This is a genomic window from Leptolyngbya sp. 7M, assembly GCF_018128485.1.
The window spans coordinates 4,045,902-4,068,615 of the sequence record NZ_CP070897.1 but is presented as its reverse complement, the minus strand read 5'-3'; the positions used below and the strand labels follow the sequence as shown (position 1 = coordinate 4,068,615).

Below are 22,714 nucleotides of genomic sequence, written 5' to 3'. Positions count from 1 at the left end.
TCCTAACTGACCATCCTTGACCATTAGCGGAATCCTAGAGGGGGGATCCTGTTTACAGGTGTTGCTGAAACAATTTGGCATGAGCAAATGGCGGTTCATCTCTAGTATGGCTCAGAATCCCAAACTGAACCTGCTGCCCCAGCAACCATAAATTAAGGCTATCCAGCCGTTTCTTTAAGTTTTATTCGGCTATCCAATTCTGATCTAACCGAGACATGAACGATATCTTAAGCATTTTGAGCGGCGTTCCCGACGATGCCACCGGCCCAACAATCTCATGACGAAATCTCCCCAAAGTTAACAACAAGTGCAATAAACACTACACTCAACCAATTGGAGATACTGACGAGAGCAGGCGATTAAAATTCTGTCTCTTCAGTCTCCCCTCACCGCCGACGGAGTTAGCTGACGGGCTAGGGCTGAGAGGTACCCCTTTAACAAAGTGAGCCAAAAAGGACTCACAGTTGCAAAATGCGCCCCTTATAAAGTGGTTCCTCCGCTCTGGTCACTGCATTAGATGGCACCACTACAATCTTGTGACCAGATTAGGCTGACTCTACAAACTAGCACTGCAAACCAACATAATGAACAAGTCAAATCTGGAAGTAAGAAGGTTGGTTTGCACGCTGGCATCCTCATGCTTTTGCAATGTAACACTGTCATCGGTTAGCGTCAATCTGCCATTGGGGCGATTAAAATTGACCCATTTAGCGTCTTGGCTCGGTTTATCAACCTTTTTCTATCCATAGGTAGCTGAAAAGGCTGCTACAAAAGTTAAGACTTGTAGACATAAACCCAGCGTCCCCCTGCTGACTCCGTAAAATCTCGGTATGATTCTATGCATGTCCTCGCATGTTTTCACTACTTATTGGATCACCGTGTTGAGTCACTGTTAGTCACTGTTAGGTTAGTCACTGTTAGTCACTACAGTCCAAGTCACAAACATGGCTGTAATGATACCTGTTGTAACCATTTCGTTTTGAGAGCTTAGGGCAATGGTCGATCTGGTCATACTGCTAATTATTTCAGTTGCGGTTATGGCAGCGTTTGGGTTGGTGGTGGCTGGCTTCGTCTGGGCACCTTGGTTGATTGGGCTAGTACTTGTCGTATTGCTGGTGGCCCTGATGCGGATAGCTGGCTCTAGCGAACAACAGCTGCTAGCAGAATTAGACCAAAGAAGCTCTCAGCGAATCTTGGCAACGGGATTCGTTCTTCTTCCAGTGTCTTCGCTCAGCCGGCAGCGCGAAGATGAACGATTCGCAGCGAGCTGATTTTGACCTCGCCATCGTGTTCTTCATGGAGGAGTGGGCTGGACTCAACTCTCGGACGCGATCGACGGTTGAGAGCACGCTCACCTCGGCAACCGATGCACTCAGTCGCGGCGCGGTGCGTGACATGGTGTCGGCTCCGAATCCGAACTTCTCCCCCGAGTCCCTCTACAACGGTTCGGTTGTCATCGTGGACTTCCCGGTGCTGGTCTATCGGGACATCGGTCAGTTGATTCAGGTGGTCCTGAAGTACTGCACGCAGCGATGCCACGGTCGGCGTGACATCAACCGCAACGCCCGACCGACATTCATCGTGTGCGATGAGTGTCACCTTCTGATCGTGGATGCGGACCAAGCGTTCCAGACGACTGCTCGCAGTTCTCACACCGCGGTCGTGTATGCGACACAGTCGATCTCGACCTACCTCGAAGCCTTCGGATCTCAGTCGGAGGCAAGGGTGCACTCTCTGCTCGGAAATCTTCAGACACAGATCTTCCACCAGCAGACCGACATCAAGACCATCAACTACGTCCAGGAGCTCGTGGGCAGGTCACGACAGCTCTTCATGAATAGCAACGCCACGCGGGGCGGTGACTGGCTGGCGCCGCTCTGGGGCGAGTCGAGCGGCGGCTCCGCGGGCTTCTCTGAGTCGTTCGAGTTTGAGCTTCAGGCAGGCGAACTGAACGGATTGGCAAAAGGTGGGCCTCCGCACTGGTTTACGGAGGTGATCGTGTATCAAGGCGGCCGTCGGTTCCCTAACGACCGCACGTGGTGTCGGACAGCGATTCCTCAACGCAGGTGAGACAGCGAACAACGCGGTGCGGACGAACGCGTGCGTTACGCGGGCGGTCACTCTGCGCAATCAAGGAGACAGCAATGAATCAGCAACAGCAAGAGCAGCAGGCAGGATGGACTCCGATTCAGGACGCCAAGAAGGCGGCGAACATTCTGGTATTCCTCGCCAACGCGGTGGCGAGTCCCGTGGAAGTGTTTCTGCGAACGAAGTTCGGCTCCAACTACTTCGGGATGCCCTCGGTCGTCGCCCTGCTTCTGGTGCCGATGTGGGCGTTGTTCTGGCCCCAGGAGAGCCCTGCCGGTATCTGCGTGTTTTGGCTCCTCTTCATCGCCTTTCAGTTGCGAGCTCGCATCGAAACATTCCGGATGCTCGCACGCGGTGAGCATGTGCATACGAGGTACAACGGCTGGCCCCGTTTGGCACGGATCTTCAAGCGAATGCCGGAGAGCCGCATCAAGGCGGGCTTGGAGCCTCTCTTGGTGTTCGCGGTCGGCGTCCTGATGATGCCGCTCAGTCAGCCCCTCGGCAGCTACCTGATGGTCGCCGCCTTTGCTCTGGGCATGACGCACGCCGTCATCGACTCCGTGGAACGCGCCCGAGCCCTGGAAATGAACGACGCGATGATCGAACAGCAAGCCCTGGCGGATCGGTTCCGTCAGATGAACGGCGGTCGTTGATCTTTCAAGGAGTGACACCCCATGAAACTGAATCTCCCCTTCTTTTCGCCGGACGACCGCAAGCGGAGCATGGAAGTGCTCGGTGCGTACTTCCGGCAGGGCCTTCACGAACTGGGCTCCGTCTTTTACGGAGCCGGAACGGCGGCCCAGCATCCCGAGTACGGAATGATCGGCACGAAAACACCCGGACAAGTCGCCGACGGCCTGCGTGGAAACGCGGAGCCAGAGCGAGGCAGGGACGAACCGGGTCAGAGTGCACTAGATGCGTATCTCGCGAAGTCGCGTGAGCGACAGGCGACGACGCCAGAGTCGGAGCGCGACCGTGACACCCCTGAGTTGGAACGAGAGTAATCCTCAACACCTTACGGCTACCCGCCGCATTTTGCTGGAGTTTCACCATGACATTCGACCGTGAGACAGTATTGGCCATGCTGCTGTGGAAGGGCGTCAAGCGCACCCCGCTTGTCGGCTTCGCCTTGGGCACGCTGTGTGGTCCGATTGGCGTCGGTGTGTTCCTGTGGAGCATTACCGACTTCATCCTCTCCTTTGCACTCTGCACCGCTCTCGGCGCTTGGGACTGTCCGTACTACGTCGTTGTGGGCTGGATCTGCTGCGGGATATGGAACGTGGTACGCATGAAGCGCAACCCATCGGAGGAAAAGCCGATCGCTTCCTCGCGTCCTGGCTCTCCCACCGCCGTCCATTCCTGAAAGAGAGCGACCGATGGCGCCCTGTGTGATTGCAGCCTTAATGGTCCTGCTTGCCGTGATCGCAATGTGCGTGACGTTGGTCGCGATCGAATTCAGCAGATCAAAGGGGGCTTCTGAAAGCGTGACCCGGCCTGCTTCGATTTTGGAGAATTCCAGCACGTCATTGATCAGGTTGAGCAGGTGAGCACCGCTGAGGTTGATGATTTCCAGATTTTCTCGCTGGGTTGGGCTAAGGGAGGTATCCCGCACCATCAGCTGGGCAAATCCCAAAATGGCGTTGAGGGGTGTACGCAGTTCGTGGCTCATATTGGCGAGAAATTCGCTTTTGGCCCGGTTGGCCACTTCGGCATTGCGACGGGCGGCCTCTAGTTCCTGGGTTCGCATTTCGATCCGCGCTTCTAGAGTGCTGGAGTAATCTTCTAACTGTTCGTAGAGACGGGCGTTTTCCAATGAAATGGCGGCTTGAGCCATCAACAGATTCAGCACATTTAGACGGTCACGGGTGAAGGCTCCGCTAGTGAGGTTGTTTTCCAGGTAGAGAATACCCGTCAAGTTGCCCTGCCGCAGAATCGGCATACAAAGCATCGACTTGGGCTGTTGCTGCTGGATGTAGGGATCGGCGGTAGCTTCTCGCGATGCATCTTCAATGGTTAACGTCAGGCGGGTCCGCGCTACATAGTGGACTAGCGACATCGGCACATCTTGACTCGACTCGGTTGGCAGCGAGCGATACAGGGAATCGATTTGTAATGTTTGGGGATGACTGCGGTTTTGAGTGACTTTGGCTCGGATCAACCAGCGGTCACCATCGGGCAACAGCAAAACGCCTTTCTCGGCTCCGGCATTTTCAATTGCAACTTGCATCAAGGTGGCCAGCAATCGCTCTAGCCGAATTTCGCTGGAGAGGGCTTGGGAGGCTTGCAGAACGGTGGTCAGATCGAGCACTTCCGAAATATCGAGCCGCGTTGCTGTGATAGTGGTCGTGGAACTCCAACTGCTGGTGCCTGCATCGAAGCCAGGAGCAGTCAGGTTAGCAGCCGGTGGGTTGGCTGGTTGATGCGCTGGCTGATGGCCGGCTTGCCTCGCAGGTTGGTTGAAGAGGGCCGCCAACTGAGGATAACGCTGTTCCAAATCCCGAACTTTGGCTTGGGCACCCCAGCGTGCATAGTTATAGTAGGCATCGGCCAAATAGGTTTGGGCTAAGCGAGTTTTGCCTTGCTCCAAACAAAACCGAGCCGCCAGTTCGTTGGCAAGGGCTGCTTCGTTAACATAGCCATGCTCGACTGCCAGGGCAATGGCTCGATCATAGGCATCCAAGGCGGCCACAACTTGACCCAAAATTCGGTAGCGTTCTGCTTCCACCAGATAGAATTTATGTAGATGGTTCATTGGGGCATAACTGGCCCACTGCTTCAGTTTGCGTTGATTTGCATTCACCTGATGCAAAATTTGCTTCTGTTCGATCTGGAATGCCTGCGGGAATATTGCCAGGCTAATCAAGGAATCATAGAAGTGAAATAATACTACAATCAACAGTCCAGAGACACTATCCAAATGCTGCCTCGCCTGGGTTACGTTTTCTGCTGCCAACGCATAGGACTGAAATAAATAGCAGAGAATTGCCTTGTGAAAATAAACATTAAAGATAGCGTTACGGTCATTAGCTTGCAGATGCAGGGGCAGAAAAATATCTTCGTTATACGCTTCGCCAACCAAACGGCAGGGATCTGGTGAGCGACCGAGCAGATTTAAGACTATCTGGCGGTACCGCTCGTTCATCGCAATGTATTTGGCCTGTTTCAGCTCGCGGATGATGGTTGTGTAGTTGCGCAACTCTTGCTCTAACTGGCTCAGCTCGCGTCCTAAAAAATAGGAATGATAGGAATAGACCATCGCGGATCGGGTGGCAAATTCTAGATCGCCAGTTTCCAAACCGCTCTGATAGGCTTCTAGAAAGGGGGATAGCGTTTCTTTGACATGGCTCTGCCAGTGAGTGATGTAGTCATGGACAACCAGCAGTACTCGCGCCTTCAGCTTCTTGGCGTTTAGCTTGGTCATCAGATTTAACGCCAACTGACCAAACTGATAGCCTTTGGGAATATCACCAACTACACCACAGAGAATTTGCCCATAGGTAGCGTAAGCATAGGCCGAGAGATCAATATTGCCGTATTGCAGCGACAGATTAAGAATTTTCAGTGCTATCAAAACAAACAAATTGGGTGAGCAAACATAGGCCGCAGACATCACACTCGCCAAGATTCGCATAGCGGCCAGCTTCCTGGGATTCGTCATCTGCGGTAAATTCAGCAGCGTATCAATCGGTTTTCCGGCCAGGGCAAGCTGGGTTTTCCAGAGAGCAAGGGAGACATCGTAGAGCTTGGGATTTTGTGGCAAATTCACTCCCAGCGATCGGAGAACTTTTAGGGCTGTATTGACCGCATTAACCGGCCTATCTCCCCCAGCTTATAGTCAACCCCCGCTATCAGAATCGCCGTCTGCACCTGCATTGCCGTCAGCCCCTCAGCCGCGCAGTCTGGCTCCTGACCTGGTGATTCCTACTCTGCCTGGATTGGGTGACTTTTCTCGCTATGAGCCACAGGCCCAGACCGTATATGTGGTGCTGAGATTGGGACAGCGCAAAGTCTATGTCTATCAAGGTCAGAAAGTAATTGCCAGCTATCCGGTAGCAATTGGACGGCCAGAATTTCCGACTCCGACCGGCGAATTTAAGGTATTCGAGATGATCGTCAATCCGGCTTGGCAAAGCCCCTGGACTGGCGAAATTGAACCACCTGGCATCGATGGGTCCCTAGGGTTGCGCTGGATTGGGTTTGCCGAAATGTCGAACGGCGTGATTGGCTTCCACGGTACGCCCAACGTTGCCTCGATTGGTCGAGCTGCCTCGCATGGCTGCGTCCGCATGCGCAACGAGGACATTGTCAAAATGTATGAACTGATCAAAGTAGGAACATTAGTGCGGGTCGAACCCTAAGCCCTACTTCTTTGATCAGATTTTTGATGAAATTCTCCAGGCTCCCATTTGCCCATCTATCCATCCTAAGCTCTCTTTCTCAATTAAATTGTCCTGATTCCCTAACCTCAAGCGCGGAGAAGATGATTACGGAAACAGACAGACAATTACATTCAATTCTTGCAAGACTTGAAAAGTAATCTCCCCCAGCAGAAGAAACCTGGATTAGTGCGTAAATCGACTGTAGTTTAGTTTTACCGTTTTGGAACGGGTCGCACAGAGGGTGAACTCAGCCAATCGGCGTAGAAATCTACCGAAATTCCCCCCTCTGTAACTGTAGTGGCTTATATCAGTATCCACGGCATCTACGACTCAATCCTGACTGTTTTATGCAGATGATGCAATTTTATGCAGCAACCGCCTTTGTTGGTGAACTGATTAAATCGAACTAATTGGATCATGGTGTGAGGAAAGCTAAAACGAAATCAACTTGATTGCTTGATTTAAATAGATTCGCCTTCTGAGGCAGTGTCAAGTTCATTTACAGCCCCCAAAATGATGAACACTGTAACCTATCCTGATCGCAGATCGACTGCGAAACCTTCAACCTTATTGTCCCCTAGCCAACTCTTTCAAGTCCTAGTCGAAAGCCAGATTGATGGTGCCATGATTCTCACCGATACAGGAGAGCTAGTGGTTTCCAACACCAATGCCAGCCAGATTTGCCATCAGTTAACCCATCAACTGACGCAAACCTTATCTAAAGTGCCGCAACAAATTTGGCGCTGTTGCCAAACGCTAATCGAAGACCAGCTCAAACTCATCGAAGACGAAATCAAAATCGATGAGGCTGGCGTGATCCGGATTCGCGCTTGGTGGTTAGCATTCGGTTATGGTGATCAGCCCCATCTGTTTGTGACGTTGGAAGATCAGCACCAATCGGCTGAGCATCGCGCTAGAGCAGAAGCTCGCAAGTACGGCTTGACTGACCGAGAAACTCAAGTCTGGTTGCTGAAACGAGCTGGCTATTCTTATAAAGCAATTGCGGCTGAGCTGCATATTGCCGAAGATACGGTTAAAAAACACATTAAAAGCATCCATGCCAAACGGGATGCCAGTGAATGGGTAAATCATGAATTGAATAACTAAAGTTAAACAGACTGGAAAATTAAGTCAAGCTTCAATAAATATCAGGGTGTACATAAACGTCTTTGTCTGTTGCCATTATTTAGACGGTGGGAACGCATTGAGAAAACGGCAACGAAACAAGGCGATACGGCAAAAGATATCGCAATTAGCACCACAAAGAGGTATAGAGCATGATGCATGAGGACGGGCTGGAAGGTTTACCAATGGGCATTTTGATCTTAAATGTAGAAGGTGCTCTAATTCTAGCCAACAGCGATGCGCAGCAGATCTGTCAGCAGCTTTTAGCCATCGATTTAGATGAGGCAAACCTGCCCTCGCCAGTAGACCAATTTCCCCAGCCAATTCACCGCATTGTTGAAGCCGTGTTAGAAAGCCGAGAGCTATTTCCTGATCAGGGTGTCATTATTGAAGATACGGTTTTCTTACCGCCAGCTACTATTATCCATCTGCGTGGCCGCTGGCTCGATCTAGACATCGAATCCTACATCTTGGTAATGCTAGAAGCTCAGTCTCAACCCGAAAACAATCCAGAGCCTGTAGCAGCACCTGGCTGGCACCGCACTCAATGGTAAGCTGTTTGATCGCCATCAGCCGCCAGCATTTGGAATTTTGTTAGTTCACCAAAATCAAAACTGATTTGTTTGGAACTGGTTCGCTTGAAACTTGTTAGCTTTATAAAAGTGACATTCGATAGCGAACAGTTTCGGCGGCCAGTTCCAACAGCTCATGAATTTCTGCGGCACTCAGATCCGCCATGCTGAGCAGGTCTCGACCTTTTAATGACGCTACGCTCATCCTAGATTATGGGTATAGAACAACAGTGTCCTAAAACCCTACCAGATCTTGATCCACACCGCAGTTCTCATATAGCAATTTGGCGAAATTTTCTAACCTTACTTTTATAGCCGTAGTCAGAACGGTTAGGACAGTTTCAGATTCCCAAGCTCATCCGTTCGGGGGGCAGCGATCTGATGAGTGTCCTATCCGTTTCATCCGTTGCCATAGCAGTCAGAATTCAACACTATTACTGATGCTGCTTCGCCTAATCCAACGATTGTGATTTTTTGCTCAAAATCACAATTGCTCTGTCAATATCACGTGTTTTGATGCCGCGTAAAGCAATCAAAATTGACTTGAGCAGCGCTACTTCATCGTCGGAAAGAACAACCATTGAAGTCACCTTAATAGTACAAATATTAAAGTGCGGCATAAGCCTCACCTAAATTTCATCATAGGGCAAAATAGCCACATTCTGATTAGAGTGCGGCATGAGTCCTCGAAAAGCAGATCAAAAGGAAATTAGAGTTACCGTGTCTCAGGAGGTCTACAGTCTGTTGAAGCGGATTGCAGGCGTCAAGGAAACGTCAATGAACAAAGTTGTAGGAACTGCAATCGATCGATTTTTAGAAGATGATGATACAAGAGAACTAATCCAGCACTACAACCTGGAAGATTAGCGGCAGTTAGAAAGGCAACGCTGAGAGGTAAAACGATGACTCAAGCGCCCAACAACGCTTTAAAAATGACCTTTGAGGAGTACCTCAGCCTCGATGCCAGTGCTGATCTGCCCGCCGGTCAGTTTGAATATGTGGATGGGGAGCTACGCGAATTGCCGCCAGAATCAAGACCAAACATTGCGATCGCCAATTATTTATTTCTGCTGTTAGTCAATGCTGGCATTCCGTTTAATCTGGTTTATCCCCACACCTGTGAAGTAGAAGTGCCGGTGCTGCAACCGAGTGACGCCAGAACTCGGTTTCCCGATCTGGTGATTCTGCGACCCGAACACCTTCCCCTGACTCAAAAGCGCCTGACCATCACTCGTGAGATGCCACCACCGCTGCTGATTGCCGAAGTCGTGAGTCCGGGTGATGCTAACCGTATGCGTGACTATGAGCGCAAACGGGAACAGTATCAAGCCTTGGGCGTGCTGGAATATTGGCTAATCGATCCAGCGCAGCAAATCATTACCCTGTTAGAACTCCAGAACGGTACCTATCGTGAAGTCGGCACCTTTCGAGGCCAAGACCGCATTACTTCACCGAATTTTCCTGACCTGACGCTGACGGCTCAGCAGGTGTTGACTCCAGCAAACTGCTAATCCCCTCATTCCACCTAACTAGGAGAAGCCGATCATGCTCCAGACCAAACCCCGCTTTCAAAGCTTTGAAGAATACCTCACCTACGATGATGGGACCGATTATCTGTATGAGTTATTCAATGGAGAGTTGATTGAAGTGCCACCCGAATCAGGAGAAAACGTTGGGATTGCTGGCTTTCTATTTCTACAGTTCGCTCTACTACTGGGACATTTGAGAGTACGAGGGCATGGGCTAGAACTAGAAGTGCGGGGAGAACCCAAAAACCGTTATCCCGACCTGACAATTATCCGTGAAGAGCATATCCAGCAGTTAGCTCGCCGCAACACAATTCGTCTGTCAATGGCTCCGCCGCTTTTAGTTGTGGAAGTCGTCAGTCCCGGTGAATTACAGTACGAGCGGGACTACATCGCCAAACGAGCACAGTACCAAGATCGAGGCATTCCCGAATATTGGCTAGTTGATCCGCAGCAGCATACGGTCACGGTTCTAGAACTGCAAAACAGCACCTATATCGAAGTTGGCAGCTTCCGAGATGGCGATTCCATCTGTTCGCCCCATTTTCCTGAGCTGGCGCTAACAGCGGCCCAAGTGCTGAACGCGGGACAAGATACTGGACAAGATACTGGACAATAAGCTTGCCTACTCGGCTCGAAATGACGATAAATCCTGCTGCCCATTATGGCTGGTTCTGCCAGACTCGATGCAGCCAAGTAGGATAGCCAAACGAATCACGCGCCTTCAGAACCGGCAGCCCGATCTCATGGCACACATGTTGCACTGCGGTTGTCAGTACCTGCTCCAACGTTTCGGGCGGACCAAAGGTTTCAAAACAAAGGCTATGCCAGTCCTGATCCCATACCTGCAATTCGGATAGCTCTAGCGTACAACCTTGCTGCATCGACTCTTCGGAATCCGCAGGTTGAATCGTGCCATCCGGCCCGAAGGCATAATGCTGGCACCACCGTTTTTTGGCGACCCACAAGAATGATCGGCCCGAATTGCCCGGGAATAATCTCGCCCGGGAAATGCAAGATCGGCATTATGCCCGGTCATATTCACAAAGAAGGGCGCATCGGTGTTGTATCGCGTTCCGGCACGCTAACTTACGAGGCGGTAGGGCAGCTTACCGCACTTGGGCTTGGACAATCGACCGCTATCGGCATTGGCGGCGATCCGATCATCGGAACAACACATACAGACGCGCTCGGGTTGTTCCAGCAAGACGATGAGACGGACGCTATCGTAATGATCGGAGAGATCGGCGGGACTGCCGAAGAGGATGCAGCTGCATATGCCAAAGACAACGTAACAAAACCCATCGTCGCATTTATCGCAGGCCAAACGGCGCCTCCGGGACGCCGAATGGGTCACGCCGGCGCGATCATCTCAGGCGGAAAGGGCACCGCGGCTGAAAAGATGAAAGCACTTGAGGCCGCCGGCATCCGGGTCGTTCAGTCGCCGGCGGACATCGGCCAGGCAGTTGGGGAAGTTCTTGGATCAAAGGCTGCCGCTTGAGAAAGTTTGCCTTCGAGATCTGTAAGTCATACAACAAATAAGCAAATAAGTTAGTGAGTTTGATCCGTTTTTATCTAGGATCAATAATTCGATCAAGATAATGAGCAATTTAACATTTGGAATAATCAAGCCCGATGCGGTTCGGGCGGGTAAACAGGGACAGATAATCTCGCGCATTCTTGGCGCGGGATTCAAGATACGCGGTATGAAGCTTATTCATCAGACGCGGAAACAGGCGGAGGGCTTTTATGCTGTTCATGCGGCGAAAGGGTTCTTTGATGAGCTATGCGACTTTATGTCGTCCGGACCGTGTGTCGTGATGGTGCTGGAAAAGGAGAATGCTGTGCCGGCTTGGCGCGAATTGATGGGGGCAACAAATCCGGCAGAGGCTGCTGAGAACACGATCCGGAAAGATTTTGCCACGTCTATCGGGGAGAATGCCGTTCACGGTTCGGATTCGGACGAGAATGCTGCGATAGAGATCGCATATTTCTTCAGCAAACTTGAATTAGTTTAAGGCTAAGGGTATAAAGGGAAAGCAATTGCGGTTAGGGGGCGGCAGTAAGGGCTCAGTTCTCTTGCTTCCGACTGTCTGCCATTCCGAAAGTTTCTTTTTAAGGATCAAACACAATGAAGCGCTGCCCTACGTGCGACAAGACATTCGACGACGTACTTAAATTCTGCCAGCTGGATGGCACTCCGCTAGTAGATGCCGCCCCGGCCGAAGAGGTGGACCCATTCAAGACAATGGTTGCAAGCCCGTCGGATATTGCCGCAGCAATGTCCTCGCTTTCAACCCAGGAAGAGCCGGCAGAAAAGATCGAAGAGCCGGTGCTTGAGATCCCGGAAGCATTTGATTCCGGGAAGACTCAAGTTGTCTCAGAAGCAGAGCTTCGTGCGGAAATGGCGAAAGCCGATGCGGCCAACGAACAGGTTATCGATGTTCCGCCGATCTCCGATACTCCCGCGGCAGAGGTGGAGCCATTAGCAGAGGATAAGTTCATTCAAACGTCGCCGCCAATACCATCACCATTTGGCGATGCCGGGCAGCAGGGCGTAAAGGCCCCTGATTTTGGTCCCTCGGAACCAGAACCTATATCTGCTTCGGTCGCAGAAGCAGAGCCTCCGTCTCCATTTTCGCAGGCAGAACCTCCTTCGCCGTTTTCTCAATCGTCGGCAGAGCCAGAAATTTCTGAACCGGCAAAGCCGGAAGCGGCCTATAACCCCTTTGAGCACTCGGCCCCACAGGCCAAAGAACCGCTTGCCCAGGCTGAATGGACGCCGCCGGCAGCACAGGAATCAAGTATGCAAAATCCACAAAATTTTGGTCAGAATCCCGCTGCATCGGCCGCCGGGCCGAGCAGTACGTTGAGTATAATCTCGTTGGTCTTAGGTATTCTTAGCCTTGTTTGCTGTACCTGGTATATCGTCGGACTTGCCGCGATCATCACAGGATTCATGGCTCGAAGCAAGGCTAATAACGATCCGGCCAATTATGGCGGAGCCGGAATGGCGACTATCGGTATCGTTCTCGGGTTCCTAAGTTTCATCATCGGAACTGTGATCCTTGTTCTTTATCTTTTCACCGGAGTATTTGCCGGGGTGATGCAGGGTATCCAGTAACGCGGTAGCCCTTCGAGTACAGGGCAGATAGCTGGCGATAGGTGCTAATCGTTTGAATCAGTATCCTCAAAGAATGTCCAGCCCAAGCCCGACCCTTGGGATCATCTCGATGGTGTCGGGCATCTTTGGGTTGTGTCTTATTTTCCCGACACTGATCTTCTGGTTTTGTGGGATCTTTCCGTTTCTGCTCGGTCTGCTGGCCATCATTCTTGGAAGGTCGTTAGCGGTGGCCGGATAGTGAGCTCCGGGGAACTGGCTCACTATGGAAGCCTGCCGGTTGGTAAGCCCCCGATCTATCGACCGCTCAGCTTCCTTGTCTCTCCGAACACACCGTGCGGTTCGAACATTCAACTGCGGTTTCGTATTCGCGAGCTGGGGAATGAGCTCAACATCATCGAAATACCACTGACGGCAGGCGCTCAGATCATTTCGTTCCAAGAGAACTTTGACTCGGTCGCGGCACCATCTCTTCCCGCAGGTTGGACGACCTCTACAACGGCCAATCATCAACTATGGCGTGGCTCATCCAACCGAAGTGAATCGGCCCCTAACGCGGCTTTTTCTCCGGCACCGATCCAAATGGGCGTGAATGAATTGGTTTCGCCCCCCTTTTCCATAAGCTCAGGTATTGCGAGGGTGAAGTTTCGCAATTGGTATGAACTCGAGACCACTTTCCTAAGGAACCGTTTGTATGACGGTTCTGTACTAGAGATCAAGATAGGAAGTGGCCAATGGGAAGATATCCTGGCGGCAGGCGGGAGCTTCGTCTCGGGCAGATATGACGGTGTCATTGATTCGTGCTGCAGCAATCCGCTTGCAGGCAGACAGGGATGGTCAGGACGCAGCGGTGTGAACCAAACATCTGAATTCATTACAACTGAAGCACGACTGCCGGCAAAGACTGCAGGCAACACGGTTCAGCTAAGATGGAGAGTTGGTACAGATATCGGAACATTCAGAGAAGGCCAGTACATCGATGATCTGGTAGTAACCGATGGGTTCGCCTGCTCGTGCAGCTCGGTTCCGACACGCGCACCGTTCGATCTGGATAACGATGGCAGAACTGATCTTTCGGTGTTCGATTTGAATGACGATGGTCAACGTCCCGATTTCCGCGGGCTAAGATCTGCCGACGGGACGCTCTACGAAGCTGTCTTTGGCGGCGTCGGCGACATTCCAGCCGTCGCGGATTTCGACGGTGACGGTAAGGTGGATATAGCGGTATTCCGTCCATCGGTGGGTGTCTGGTTCATTTCAAGGAGTAGCGACGGCAATATCGATTACGTAAGTTTCGGGCTGCCCGGAGATATACCATTTCCTGCTGACTATGATGGCGATAACCGCGCAGACATTGCACTTTTCAGACCTTCGACGGGCGTCTGGTACTTGTTGCAAAGCTCGCTTGGGTTTGCGGCTGCTCAGTTCGGCTTAGCCGATGACATACCGGTAACAGGAGATTACGACGGCGATGGAAGGGACGACATTGCAGTATTCCGACCTTCGACAGGCGTTTGGTATATCGCTAGGTCGAGCGGTGGCTTTCTGATATCACAATTTGGTCTTGCAGGCGACCGCCCGATTCCCGGCGACTTTGACGGGGATGGAAAGACCGATCTTGTAGTATTTCGTCCAAGCGAAGGGATTTGGTACCTGATGACATCGACCGAGGGGCTTCGTTACGGATTCTTTGGGCTCGGTACCGATGAACCTCTCCAGGCCGACTTTGATGGCGACGGGCGTAGCGACATTGCCGTTTATCGCGGTTCTGACCAAGTGTGGTATTACATTCAAAGTTCTGATTCGGCGTTTAGAGCCCATCAATTTGGATCCGCCGGTGAACGGCCGGTTCCCGGGATATTTGTGCGTTAGGCTTTCTTGACGTAGCCGCCCGCGAACTTTATCATCGTAAATTCCACGCCTTTCCAGGCCGGAGTGGCGAAATTGGTATACGCACTAGACTCAAAATCTAGCGGGCTTCACGCCCATGTCGGTTCGAGTCCGACCTCCGGCACCACCTTATTCTGTAACACTATTGGCCGGCCCGCAGGTTGCCTTTTTAGCTAGCTCGAAATTAAGAATGCGACACCCAAAATGAGTGTCGCATCTTGAAAGGTAGAAGTGTAGATTCGAGCGATCAGCGCCGGCGGTAATCGATCACGACACCACCACCGACGAGCGTTGTTCGAATTCCATTCGACAAACGTGTCACATTAGAGACGTTCCCACCGATCGCCAACTGATTCCCACGTATGAAAGAGCCATAAGACATTGATCCACCGATATTTGCCGTAACAGCTCCATTGCTTGCGATGGTGAGCGTTATCGGAGTTCCGTCCTGTGCAATACCGTAGAATGTTCCACGAGCCCAGCTTGGCGGAGAGACCTGCTGGCCGCCACCCCAACCCGGGTTGCCACCACCCCATCCGGGGCCACCACCGCCGCCCCAGCCAGAACGTCCGTAAATTATCCGAAGACCATCCGTGCCGGTGGTCAATATCCCATCGCCCATACGGGTTACAACCGAAGTGTTTCCGTTGATATAGAGACGGTTGCCGGAAATGAATGTTCCGTAGGACATATTGCCGCCCATCAAAACTGATTGCTGCTGGCGATGCCTCTGCCACCTGCACCGGAATCCATCCCTGAACCTGAAGAAGAGCCAGAACAGGAAGAAGTCCAAATTTCTAGCTTAAAGTCCCTGACCCGGCCTGCCCCCAAGCCAACGCCTACCCCAGTGGCGACACCTACCCCAAAAGCGCAGCCCAAACCACCAGTGCAGAAACCCGTTGTGGCCCGTCCACCAGTTCCTCCTCCAGTTCCCACACCAACTCCCATAGCGCCGTCTCCCACGCCCACACCGACCGTGGCTGCCACCCCTACTCCCGTCGCGACGCCTGCCATCGAAGCTAGCCCTTCCCCCGAAGCAGACCAGGAATTGCAGGCTTTTTTAGGACAGTTTCAAAGCAGCATCGGTGGTGTTGGAGCCGACGAAACGGCTGGACTCGGCATCCCTTATTATCTGTTTCAGCAGCCAGAGCTATTTTTTACACCGGATAGCCTGGCAGCAGCCGACAGCAATGACACAGAACCTGTCAGGGTGGATGGAATTGATGACATTTTGTGGGCATCGCGCAAGCGACCAGATGCTGTTTACCAGGAATTGCAAACTCTATTTGAGGGCTTCAGCTTCACCGAGGCTGGTGAATATGGAGGTGGAACTCTCTATCAGGTCACCAAAGGCAGCACCGTTCGCTTTATCAACCTCATTCAATCTACTGATCGAACTGCCACCTTTGTTGTGATTTGGAATCGCGATCCCAATGTTCCAGCCGCGACAGCAACCATGCCAGTCCCAGCCGCCGCTCAGTAGCCTGACCCTTCTTCTGCCGCAACTAGGTGCAAAATCGCAAGAGACGCTAAATTATTACGTAGGTCGTCTTGAGCTTGGCTTGAAAAACGCGGCGGTATGAGCCTTAAACTTCTTCGTTCCTTCCACCCAGCCCGACTCCGTGTAGTCTGCTTCGCATCTGTGCTGTCAATTTTGCCAGTACAGTCACTTAATGCGTCGCCACCAGATCCCAATTCGTTCCCTGCAACGCCGACAATTCAAAATTCACCGCATCTACCCGTTCATCCAGTCAGCAGTGCTCCAGCTTCTACGGCCAATTTTGTTCCCCAGAATGTCCTAGATGCAGCCAATCGGCTGGCAGCAACTACCGTTCCTCCCCTGCCAGGGCTGGGCTATGCCGATCGGTTTTTACCTGCGCCTGACCTGCGAGTCAATACCCGCCTGGTAATTAGGCTAAACGAGCGGCGCGTGTATGTTTATCAAAAAAATCAGGTTGCTACCAGCTTTCCGGTAGCGATTGGACGCGACGGCTGGGAAACACCCGTGGGGCGGCATCAGGTCATCCAAATGCTGCATGATCCGATTTGGGAGCATCCCTTTACCGGCGAACGGGTGCCTCCGGGCCGCGATAATCCGTTGGGTGCCCGCTGGATTGGCTTCTGGACCGATGGCACTAACTACATCGGCTTTCACGGCACACCCAATGAGGAAACCGTCGGGCGACCCGCGTCCCACGGCTGCGTTCGCATGTATAACCGAGATGTGATCAAACTATTCGAGATGGTGAAAATCGGCACTCCGGTTGAGGTCATCCCTTGATGTTCCCCATGTTTTCGTGATACAGATGACCGGAATACTTCATCGTTTCATACCTCAGCAAATCAATTGAATCAGAGGCAGCAGTCGATTCGAATGCAAGCAAGGGAGAGAAGCAATGGATCGAACCGTGATGTGGATGCAGTGGAACAACTTAGGGATGGAACAACTACATATCGAGAATAATCAGAATGGCATCATGGCTGATAGCGTAGTGGTTGGAGTAAAGGATGGTAAACCATTTAGAACACGCTATCAAATTGATACCGATCAGGATTGGCAGGTGCGCAACTTGCAGATTGAATTGCTCAATGCAGGTGGAACAAGGTTAACCATTCGCTCAGACAAAGAAGGACAGTGGTGGCAAAACAGCGATCAGCCGATTCCAAAACTAGGGGGTTGCCTTGATGTCGATTTATCAGCAACGCCCTTTACCAATACGTTGGCTATTCGACGGTTGGCCTTGCAACCCGGAGACTCCTGCGATCTGACTGTGGTTTATGTTGCCGTTCCAGAAATGCAGGTCCGAGCTGTGCCACAACGCTACACCTGTTTGGAGATCAATTCCCAGGGTGGTATTTATCGTTATGAAGCTCTGACACGAAACTTTTCAGTCGATCTCCTGGTTGACCGTGATGGACTCGTGATTGAATATCCCCAAACGTTCCGTCGAATTTGGTCGGTTGAAGAACCACGTTAATCTTTAAGAAATTCGTTTTTGGATTCAGCTCTAAACTCAACTTCCTAATCAAACAAACATGAATTTAACCCCAGATCTACCAGAACAGTTCGCCAGCGATAACTATTCTGGCATTTGTCCCTTGATCACATACTGCTGACGAGCTGCATCCCAATAGATTTTAATCTCATCAGCGCTGACATTGTCTCGATAGAGTTGGTTTAAGCGAGCTGCCGTCGTGGTTGCTCGCCACACCGGATCACGAGAATCAGTGGAATTGGTGCTGACATGACCAGGAATGGCATCAGTGATGGGTGCAGTCGAATTGGTCAGGGGATCAACCGTCGTGTTTTGAATTGCGGCAGCTGTACCAGAGGTGGTCTGAGTGCTGGCAACCTTGACCTCTGCACCACTAGAGGAGCTTGCCGGCTGATTAACCTCTGCACCAGAGGCAGATTGGCCTACAGCTTCGCCCAGAAACGTTAAAACAGGGATATTGCGGACATAAAGCGTAGCAGCATTACGGCCTTGTAACGGATGGGGTTGGATGGTGGCAACCGTAGCATTAGCTCGTGAGGCATCCTGGGATTGATATTCCCCAACTTTGACGACCTCTACGGATTGGCCATCGCTAGATTCAGCAGCAGTTGAGTTCGAGGCAGAGGGGGCAGCGGCTGGGGCAACTGCCGGAGTAGAAACTTTTTCACCAACCTTCTCGTCAGAAGGGGAAGGAATTGCAGTCGCTGAACTGATTCCATTAGACGCTTGGCTAAGAGGTTGAACGGCTTGCACCTGATCTTGCGCATTCTCAGGATTCTCCAAGCTGGAATCCCGAAGAGCCGAAGCGGAAGCGACCTGAGCAGCAGACCCTGATTCAGAAACGCTTACTCCTGATTGTTCGTCTGTTGATTGCTGCTGGTCAGCATATCCCGAAGGTGCTAATCCCAGCGTGGAAACCAACAAAGCTGCGGTAAAACCGCTTAAGAGTTTTTGATTCATACATCCATCGTGAATAGTACCTGAAGATAGGCTTTCGCCGGGATCGGGCAGCAACGCTACCCAACCTCACAAGCCAAACTTGGCAGCGGACTAAAACCTATGGAGTCTCGGCAGTGCGGGGAGTTGTATCAAACCCACTGATTAGCGGGATCAACAAAACTCCTACAGAATGCTTAACTCGTACTCGTTACGTGTTCACTCCGGGCTAAGGAACTGCAACAGCGTAGCATGAAGTTTTTGTAGATTGGATCCGGGATCACGGACAAACGACGTAACTTTACATAATCTTCACATTAAGACTTAGGGTTAAAAGTCTTGCTAGATAAGACTTTTGGGCAATATTTACAAAAAGCAGCTTTATGAAAACTTTATAATAATTTAACCCCATATTTAGGTGCGGCTCGCTAGCCTGGAGAGTAAGCCTAAATTAGAGAGTAATTGCGGTCCTTCAGCAGCCATTCAGGCGTAGGCGGAATTAATTCGACACCCCAAAATGCTTGATTGAGTTGCGTTCATCGAGGCTTTGCGAGGCCCAGGTCAGCGAGTTGGACCTGGGGTGGGTTAAGCGAATCAGCCAAGCCAAATGCCAAATAAAGCAAGCCAGATAAAGCAGAAGTTGCTCTAGTCGCCATCAGTATTTCCGTGCCAACCTTGACCTGATGGATTTTGAGTATAAGGCGCAACACCAAGTCAAAGTATTTAAGTACGTATTTAATTACTCCAAGAACTGCAAAGTCAGTATCACAACAGACGCAGTTGAGCTGCCTCATCCGTACTCGTCTCAAGACTAGTAGCCGCATTCAGTGGTGCTAGTTGGGGAGTGATTGCCGAGCCTGAGCTGGCCCACTCCGAAGGCTCACCTGCCAAAAGTTCCGCAGCTGTATTCAGCATTTCAGCTGCAATATCAGCTAAATGAGGTTGGTTATCGAGATAGGCTTTCAATGCATCGACCGGATCAATCGCATGGCCGGTTCCTAGTTCTGGTAAACGAGGCCGAGCCAGTTGGCTGACTAAATCGGCCTGAATCGTATAGGTATGGGCAGCACTGAGATACTGGTGTAAACAATGACTCTCAATCTGGTCGAGCTGGTCTGGTCGGACCTGGTAAATTAATCGCACCACCGCATCTGTAAACTCTTCGGCCTCGATGGCTGCGATCAGGGCTGCCTGAGGATCTTCTACATCCGATACATTGACCCGAATTGTTCGGAATGAACGCACCGGCAGCGGACAAAACTCTAGCGTGGCCTGACCCGGTTCTACCTCAACCAGGACAAAGCCTTTTTCTTCCTGCTCTTCGCTAAAATCCACCCGTTCGATACTACCCGGATAAACTACCAGCGGCTGTTCTGCCAAAATTTGATGGCGATGCACATGCCCCAACGCCACGTAATCAAAACACGGGCGAGCTAATAACGACATGGGAACCGTAAACCCCTTCCCAACGGCTAAAAACCGCTCTGCCCCAAACTGAGCTGTATCCGTCATAAGATGGCCGAGCAGCACTGTCGGCAGGTTGGGATCCAAGGATCGTCCAGGGGAATGAGCGCCCGCTCCCGACTGGAATACCAGGCTAGACCCGCTCCTGGTTCATTCGCCATTAAGAAGTAGCCCTGGGCGTAGCCGCGAATGATTTCCTCAATGTCGTATTGATTTCTAGTCACAAACTTCTAGTCACGAATGGCTGTGCTCTGTTTTATGCTGATTACCATAGCAACAACGGCTGACGCTATCTCGCTAAGTTGCTATGATTTCACTCGTGGCTGAGCTGACCTGCATCTTCAGCCCTTTGAACTCGATTCTGATATTTTTCCGACGGAGTGTCGTCTATGGCAGAACCGATTCAATCAATTACTTTACCGGCGGCTCAAAACCCTCAACAAGAGGGCGAATGGCTGCAGGCGGCTTTGCATCAGTGGCTAGACCAGGAATTTATTCCAGAAGCGATTAATCAAACTATTGCTGCTAGAGCTGCCCAAGTCTTCGTTCGGCAACGCATGGAGGGAGAAAATGACCTGGGATCCCTCGTGATTGCTATTGTCACTGAAATGCAGGCATTTGATTTTTCTAAAAGCTTTTTTAGCGAATTCGCCGTTGCCAATGCCGTCAGCGATTTGTTGCTCAATAGCCTGGGTGTAGATCGCTGTTGCGGCCAGTAACTAGTTGCGGTCAGTAACTACCAGTCAACTAGTGCATAACCAGTCAGTCCAGGTTTAGTCGGACCACCAAGTTGAACTAATAGCTGAACTAATAGCTGAACTAATGGTTGGGTTAATTGTGTAGACTAGTCGTATCATTAACAACAGTTAAAAAAACTGGCTTAATATTCTTTTCAAGCAGCAGGGATTCCCTGTTCTGCTACTATGAGCTAGAAGCACTGAAGCACAGGAGCTGTATGCCACTCGCAATCACGCCAGAAGCAACTCGATTCCAACAGGAGGTTAAGCTAGGGCGAGTTTTAATTGTTGAGGATGAAGAGCTAATTCGAGAAACAATTGCGCTGGCACTAGCTGAAGAAGGCTACGAAGTGTTTACTGCTGAGGATGGCCGCAAAGGGCTGGAATTCATTTCAAAGATTGGTGAGCCAAGCCAGGCAGAAGCTATCACGTTTGATCTAGTTATATTAGACCTGATGCTGCCCTATGTCAATGGGTTGGATCTGTGTCGCCTAGTCCGCCATGAAGGCAGCAATGTTCCCATCCTGATGCTAAGCGCCAAGGGAACTGAAACGGATCGGGTAGTGGGCCTAGAGGTGGGGGCAGACGATTACTTGACCAAACCCTTTGGTATGCGGGAATTGATTGCTCGTTGTCGGGCGTTGCTACGGCGGCATCGACGTTCTCAGCTTCAGGTCCAGGAATCGGCGTTGCGATTTCACGAGATTGTGCTGTATCCGCAGGAATGTCGTGTCACGATTCGCGGCGAAGAAGTCAACCTATCACCTAAAGAGTTTCGGATTCTAGAGTTGTTTATGTCCCATCCGCGTCGGGTTTGGTCGCGGGAACAGTTAATTGAACGAATTTGGGGACCCGACTTTATGGGCGACAGCAAAACGGTTGATGTACATATCCGCTGGCTGCGCGAAAAATTGGAACTCGACCCGAGTCGTCCAGAATATTTACTGACTGTAAGAGGCTTTGGCTACCGATTCGGTTAAGACATCCTAGGATTCAGCTAAGGTGGTAAGTGTACTGCTTCTCTTCAAGGGCTTTTGCTCACCTAGGCTAACCTTATCCGAGCGCAAATGACATTGTGGCAGTCCTAGACTTTCTCCTTGGATTACTGGTCGGACTACTGCTGCTGGGGTGGCAGCAAATCCGCTCGAATGTCCGCCTCAAGAAAGTGTTGCGTAAGCTACAGTCTAGCGTTGACTATTCACCGTTTCCGCTGACATCTCAGCTTTCCCTCGCGGTTTCCCAGCACCGCAAAGAGCAACTCCAACTCCAGCAACAGCTCGAGATGTTGCAGCAAATCCTTCAAGTTGCGCCCATCGGCTATCTCCAAGTCGATGATGAAAATCGCCTGCTCTGGTGTAACGTGCAAGCTCGCAATATTTTGGGAATTTCGCCAGAGGCCACTTGGCCAAAGCCGCGTTTACTTCTGGAGCTGGTGCGCTCCTATGAGCTAGATGATTTGATCGAGCAAGCGCGGAATGCAGGCCAACCTTGCCATAGTAACTGGACGTTTTATCCAACCAGTGCCGATCCATCCGATCTATCGCGGCAACCTGCCATCACCCTGCAAGGCTACGGTCTGCCATTACCCGATAACCAAGTCGGTGTTTTTCTGGAAAACCGTCAGGAAGTGATGGCTTTGATGCGACAGCGGGACCAATGGGCTTCGGACCTAGCCCACGAGCTGAAAACTCCGCTAACTTCAATTCGTCTTGTGGCAGAGACGCTACAAATTCGCCTGGTTGGCAGCCATTCATTTGGGCTTAGGGGTGAGCGGCATCGGGGGCTTCTTTGACGACGAAGTGAATGAAGTGCTGGGAATTCCAGTAGATGAAGCGGTTTTGTACATCACAACCCTGGGTAGACCAAGGTAAAGGCAGGGA

Annotated in this window: 28 protein-coding genes, 1 tRNA gene, 1 pseudogene and 1 riboswitch; of the genes and pseudogenes, 22 read left to right on the top strand and 8 right to left on the bottom strand. The window is 51.3% G+C overall.

From position 1 onward, the window contains the following. Positions 1–375: 375 nt before the first annotated feature. A riboswitch (cyclic di-AMP (ydaO/yuaA leader) is annotated at positions 376–562 on the bottom strand. A 433-nt stretch (positions 563–995) separates the two neighbouring features. From JVX88_RS20735 to JVX88_RS20720, 4 genes are all read left to right on the top strand, one after another. Next, complete coding sequence (locus tag JVX88_RS20735) at positions 996–1,271, top strand: hypothetical protein (protein ID WP_211620029.1); 276 nt, start codon at positions 996–998, stop codon at positions 1,269–1,271. Then, positions 1,249–2,070: a TraM recognition domain-containing protein gene (locus tag JVX88_RS20730; protein WP_211620028.1), complete on the top strand. Its 822-nt coding sequence runs from the start codon at positions 1,249–1,251 to the stop codon at positions 2,068–2,070. Before JVX88_RS20735 ends, JVX88_RS20730 begins: the two co-directional genes overlap by 23 nt. 74 nt (positions 2,071–2,144) lie before the next feature. After that, positions 2,145–2,741 carry a hypothetical protein gene (locus JVX88_RS20725; RefSeq protein WP_211620027.1) on the top strand — a complete coding sequence of 199 codons (597 nt, stop codon included), beginning with the start codon at positions 2,145–2,147 and terminating at the stop codon, positions 2,739–2,741. A 75-nt stretch (positions 2,742–2,816) separates the two neighbouring features. After that, complete coding sequence (locus tag JVX88_RS20720; protein ID WP_211620026.1) at positions 2,817–3,092, top strand: hypothetical protein; 276 nt, start codon at positions 2,817–2,819, stop codon at positions 3,090–3,092. A 17-nt stretch (positions 3,093–3,109) separates the two neighbouring features. On the opposite strand, the gene JVX88_RS42090 is transcribed toward JVX88_RS20720, so the two are convergent. Next, complete coding sequence (locus JVX88_RS42090; protein WP_211620025.1) at positions 3,110–5,848, bottom strand: GAF domain-containing protein; 2,739 nt, start codon at positions 5,846–5,848, stop codon at positions 3,110–3,112. 112 nt (positions 5,849–5,960) lie between these two features. Here JVX88_RS42090 and JVX88_RS20710 point away from each other — a divergent pair, with 112 nt between their 5' ends. The 3 genes from JVX88_RS20710 to JVX88_RS20700 all read left to right on the top strand — a co-directional run bounded on the left by JVX88_RS20710 (position 5,961) and on the right by JVX88_RS20700 (position 8,146). Next, a complete protein-coding gene (locus JVX88_RS20710) occupies positions 5,961–6,446 on the top strand; it encodes a L,D-transpeptidase (protein WP_225931129.1) in 486 nt (161 codons plus the stop codon). A 534-nt stretch (positions 6,447–6,980) separates the two neighbouring features. Then, positions 6,981–7,574 carry a helix-turn-helix transcriptional regulator gene (locus JVX88_RS20705; protein WP_211620024.1) on the top strand — a complete coding sequence of 198 codons (594 nt, stop codon included), beginning with the start codon at positions 6,981–6,983 and terminating at the stop codon, positions 7,572–7,574. Between the two features lie 170 nt (positions 7,575–7,744). Continuing rightward, complete coding sequence (locus JVX88_RS20700; protein WP_211620023.1) at positions 7,745–8,146, top strand: hypothetical protein; 402 nt, start codon at positions 7,745–7,747, stop codon at positions 8,144–8,146. A gap of 100 nt (positions 8,147–8,246) precedes the next feature. Here the strand turns inward: JVX88_RS20700 and JVX88_RS40855 are convergent, their stop codons facing one another. Beyond that, entirely contained in the window at positions 8,247–8,369 is a 123-nt protein-coding gene (locus JVX88_RS40855; protein ID WP_263975190.1) for a hypothetical protein, read from the bottom strand. Positions 8,370–8,616: 247 nt separating this feature from the next. After that, on the bottom strand, positions 8,617–8,784 hold the full coding sequence (locus JVX88_RS20695) for a hypothetical protein (protein WP_211620022.1): 168 nt from the start codon (positions 8,782–8,784) through the stop codon (positions 8,617–8,619). 58 nt (positions 8,785–8,842) lie between these two features. Between JVX88_RS20695 and JVX88_RS20690 the strand changes: the two genes are divergently transcribed. From JVX88_RS20690 to JVX88_RS20680, 3 genes are read left to right on the top strand one after another with little or no spacing between them, the layout of a single operon-like run. Further along, a complete protein-coding gene (locus tag JVX88_RS20690; protein WP_211620021.1) occupies positions 8,843–9,031 on the top strand; it encodes a hypothetical protein in 189 nt (62 codons plus the stop codon). 35 nt (positions 9,032–9,066) lie between these two features. After that, entirely contained in the window at positions 9,067–9,675 is a 609-nt protein-coding gene (locus tag JVX88_RS20685; RefSeq protein WP_211620020.1) for a Uma2 family endonuclease, read from the top strand. 34 nt (positions 9,676–9,709) lie between these two features. Beyond that, complete coding sequence (locus tag JVX88_RS20680) at positions 9,710–10,309, top strand: Uma2 family endonuclease (RefSeq protein ID WP_211620019.1); 600 nt, start codon at positions 9,710–9,712, stop codon at positions 10,307–10,309. Positions 10,310–10,352: 43 nt separating this feature from the next. Here JVX88_RS20680 and JVX88_RS20675 read toward each other — a convergent pair whose 3' ends face one another. Next, positions 10,353–10,658 (bottom strand): hypothetical protein, encoded by a 306-nt coding sequence (locus JVX88_RS20675; protein ID WP_211620018.1) that lies wholly within the window; start codon positions 10,656–10,658, stop codon positions 10,353–10,355. A 2-nt stretch (positions 10,659–10,660) separates the two neighbouring features. Here JVX88_RS20675 and JVX88_RS20670 point away from each other — a divergent pair. From JVX88_RS20670 to JVX88_RS20650, 5 genes and pseudogenes are all read left to right on the top strand, one after another. After that, a pseudogene (locus tag JVX88_RS20670) lies at positions 10,661–11,191 on the top strand (succinate--CoA ligase subunit alpha); the annotation flags it as partial. 100 nt (positions 11,192–11,291) lie between these two features. Beyond that, positions 11,292–11,708, top strand: a complete 417-nt coding sequence (gene ndk / locus JVX88_RS20665) for a nucleoside-diphosphate kinase (protein ID WP_211620016.1) — start codon at positions 11,292–11,294, stop codon at positions 11,706–11,708. 113 nt (positions 11,709–11,821) lie between these two features. After that, a complete protein-coding gene (locus JVX88_RS20660) occupies positions 11,822–12,814 on the top strand; it encodes a DUF4190 domain-containing protein (protein ID WP_211620015.1) in 993 nt (330 codons plus the stop codon). A gap of 132 nt (positions 12,815–12,946) precedes the next feature. After that, on the top strand, positions 12,947–14,683 hold the full coding sequence (locus JVX88_RS20655) for an FG-GAP repeat domain-containing protein (protein WP_211620014.1): 1,737 nt from the start codon (positions 12,947–12,949) through the stop codon (positions 14,681–14,683). Between the two features lie 57 nt (positions 14,684–14,740). Next, positions 14,741–14,828 (top strand) — tRNA-Leu (locus tag JVX88_RS20650). A gap of 120 nt (positions 14,829–14,948) precedes the next feature. Here JVX88_RS20650 and JVX88_RS20645 read toward each other — a convergent pair. Beyond that, a complete protein-coding gene (locus tag JVX88_RS20645) occupies positions 14,949–15,392 on the bottom strand; it encodes a hypothetical protein (RefSeq protein ID WP_211620013.1) in 444 nt (147 codons plus the stop codon). Positions 15,393–15,425: 33 nt separating this feature from the next. Here JVX88_RS20645 and JVX88_RS20640 point away from each other — a divergent pair, with 33 nt between their 5' ends. The 3 genes from JVX88_RS20640 (at position 15,426) to JVX88_RS20630 (ending at position 17,679) form a co-directional block, all read left to right on the top strand. Beyond that, a complete protein-coding gene (locus tag JVX88_RS20640; RefSeq protein ID WP_211620012.1) occupies positions 15,426–16,184 on the top strand; it encodes a hypothetical protein in 759 nt (252 codons plus the stop codon). Positions 16,185–16,280: 96 nt separating this feature from the next. Continuing rightward, positions 16,281–16,982 carry a L,D-transpeptidase gene (locus JVX88_RS43165; RefSeq protein WP_211620011.1) on the top strand — a complete coding sequence of 234 codons (702 nt, stop codon included), beginning with the start codon at positions 16,281–16,283 and terminating at the stop codon, positions 16,980–16,982. Positions 16,983–17,097: 115 nt separating this feature from the next. Next, positions 17,098–17,679 carry a putative glycolipid-binding domain-containing protein gene (locus tag JVX88_RS20630; RefSeq protein ID WP_211620010.1) on the top strand — a complete coding sequence of 194 codons (582 nt, stop codon included), beginning with the start codon at positions 17,098–17,100 and terminating at the stop codon, positions 17,677–17,679. Positions 17,680–17,781: 102 nt separating this feature from the next. Here the strand turns inward: JVX88_RS20630 and JVX88_RS20625 are convergent, their stop codons facing one another. The 3 genes from JVX88_RS20625 to JVX88_RS20615 form a co-directional block, all read right to left on the bottom strand. Further along, positions 17,782–18,657 (bottom strand): hypothetical protein, encoded by an 876-nt coding sequence (locus JVX88_RS20625; protein WP_211629096.1) that lies wholly within the window; start codon positions 18,655–18,657, stop codon positions 17,782–17,784. Positions 18,658–19,398: 741 nt separating this feature from the next. Then, positions 19,399–20,145 (bottom strand): exonuclease SbcCD subunit D, encoded by a 747-nt coding sequence (locus JVX88_RS20620; protein ID WP_211620009.1) that lies wholly within the window; start codon positions 20,143–20,145, stop codon positions 19,399–19,401. After that, positions 20,142–20,321, bottom strand: a complete 180-nt coding sequence (locus JVX88_RS20615; protein WP_211620008.1) for a hypothetical protein — start codon at positions 20,319–20,321, stop codon at positions 20,142–20,144. The genes JVX88_RS20620 and JVX88_RS20615 overlap by 4 nt, the downstream gene beginning before the upstream one ends. Before the next feature lie 165 nt (positions 20,322–20,486). Here JVX88_RS20615 and JVX88_RS20610 point away from each other — a divergent pair, with 165 nt between their 5' ends. From JVX88_RS20610 to JVX88_RS20595, 4 genes are all read left to right on the top strand, one after another. Further along, positions 20,487–20,816: a hypothetical protein gene (locus JVX88_RS20610; RefSeq protein ID WP_036005243.1), complete on the top strand. Its 330-nt coding sequence runs from the start codon at positions 20,487–20,489 to the stop codon at positions 20,814–20,816. Between the two features lie 236 nt (positions 20,817–21,052). Continuing rightward, positions 21,053–21,814: a response regulator transcription factor gene (locus JVX88_RS20605; protein ID WP_211620007.1), complete on the top strand. Its 762-nt coding sequence runs from the start codon at positions 21,053–21,055 to the stop codon at positions 21,812–21,814. 95 nt (positions 21,815–21,909) lie between these two features. Continuing rightward, positions 21,910–22,626: a histidine kinase dimerization/phospho-acceptor domain-containing protein gene (locus tag JVX88_RS42080; protein WP_211620006.1), complete on the top strand. Its 717-nt coding sequence runs from the start codon at positions 21,910–21,912 to the stop codon at positions 22,624–22,626. Then, positions 22,601–22,705: a hypothetical protein gene (locus JVX88_RS20595; protein WP_317134397.1), complete on the top strand. Its 105-nt coding sequence runs from the start codon at positions 22,601–22,603 to the stop codon at positions 22,703–22,705. The genes JVX88_RS42080 and JVX88_RS20595 overlap by 26 nt, the downstream gene beginning before the upstream one ends. Positions 22,706–22,714: the final 9 nt, after the last annotated feature.

Bases quoted from the DNA above. Each gene is read 5' to 3' on its own strand.
- JVX88_RS20640 (WP_211620012.1), top strand. From the start codon at position 15,426: ATGCCTCTGCCACCTGCACCGGAATCCATCCCTGAACCTGAAGAAGAG.
- JVX88_RS20680 (WP_211620019.1), top strand. From the start codon at position 9,710: ATGCTCCAGACCAAACCCCGCTTTCAAAGCTTTGAAGAATACCTCACC.
- JVX88_RS20685 (WP_211620020.1), top strand. From the start codon at position 9,067: ATGACTCAAGCGCCCAACAACGCTTTAAAAATGACCTTTGAGGAGTAC.
- JVX88_RS20725 (WP_211620027.1), top strand. From the start codon at position 2,145: ATGAATCAGCAACAGCAAGAGCAGCAGGCAGGATGGACTCCGATTCAG.
- JVX88_RS20705 (WP_211620024.1), top strand. From the start codon at position 6,981: ATGATGAACACTGTAACCTATCCTGATCGCAGATCGACTGCGAAACCT.
- JVX88_RS20695 (WP_211620022.1), bottom strand. From the start codon at position 8,784: ATGCCGCACTTTAATATTTGTACTATTAAGGTGACTTCAATGGTTGTT.
- JVX88_RS20700 (WP_211620023.1), top strand. From the start codon at position 7,745: ATGATGCATGAGGACGGGCTGGAAGGTTTACCAATGGGCATTTTGATC.
- JVX88_RS20735 (WP_211620029.1), top strand. From the start codon at position 996: ATGGTCGATCTGGTCATACTGCTAATTATTTCAGTTGCGGTTATGGCA.
- JVX88_RS20690 (WP_211620021.1), top strand. From the start codon at position 8,843: ATGAGTCCTCGAAAAGCAGATCAAAAGGAAATTAGAGTTACCGTGTCT.
- JVX88_RS20625 (WP_211629096.1), bottom strand. From the start codon at position 18,657: ATGAATCAAAAACTCTTAAGCGGTTTTACCGCAGCTTTGTTGGTTTCC.
- JVX88_RS43165 (WP_211620011.1), top strand. From the start codon at position 16,281: ATGAGCCTTAAACTTCTTCGTTCCTTCCACCCAGCCCGACTCCGTGTA.
- JVX88_RS20610 (WP_036005243.1), top strand. From the start codon at position 20,487: ATGGCAGAACCGATTCAATCAATTACTTTACCGGCGGCTCAAAACCCT.
- JVX88_RS20660 (WP_211620015.1), top strand. From the start codon at position 11,822: ATGAAGCGCTGCCCTACGTGCGACAAGACATTCGACGACGTACTTAAA.
- JVX88_RS40855 (WP_263975190.1), bottom strand. From the start codon at position 8,369: ATGAGCGTAGCGTCATTAAAAGGTCGAGACCTGCTCAGCATGGCGGAT.
- JVX88_RS20620 (WP_211620009.1), bottom strand. From the start codon at position 20,145: ATGACGGATACAGCTCAGTTTGGGGCAGAGCGGTTTTTAGCCGTTGGG.
- JVX88_RS20645 (WP_211620013.1), bottom strand. From the start codon at position 15,392: ATGTCCTACGGAACATTCATTTCCGGCAACCGTCTCTATATCAACGGA.
- JVX88_RS20730 (WP_211620028.1), top strand. From the start codon at position 1,249: ATGAACGATTCGCAGCGAGCTGATTTTGACCTCGCCATCGTGTTCTTC.
- JVX88_RS20630 (WP_211620010.1), top strand. From the start codon at position 17,098: ATGGATCGAACCGTGATGTGGATGCAGTGGAACAACTTAGGGATGGAA.
- ndk (WP_211620016.1), top strand. From the start codon at position 11,292: ATGAGCAATTTAACATTTGGAATAATCAAGCCCGATGCGGTTCGGGCG.
- JVX88_RS20605 (WP_211620007.1), top strand. From the start codon at position 21,053: ATGCCACTCGCAATCACGCCAGAAGCAACTCGATTCCAACAGGAGGTT.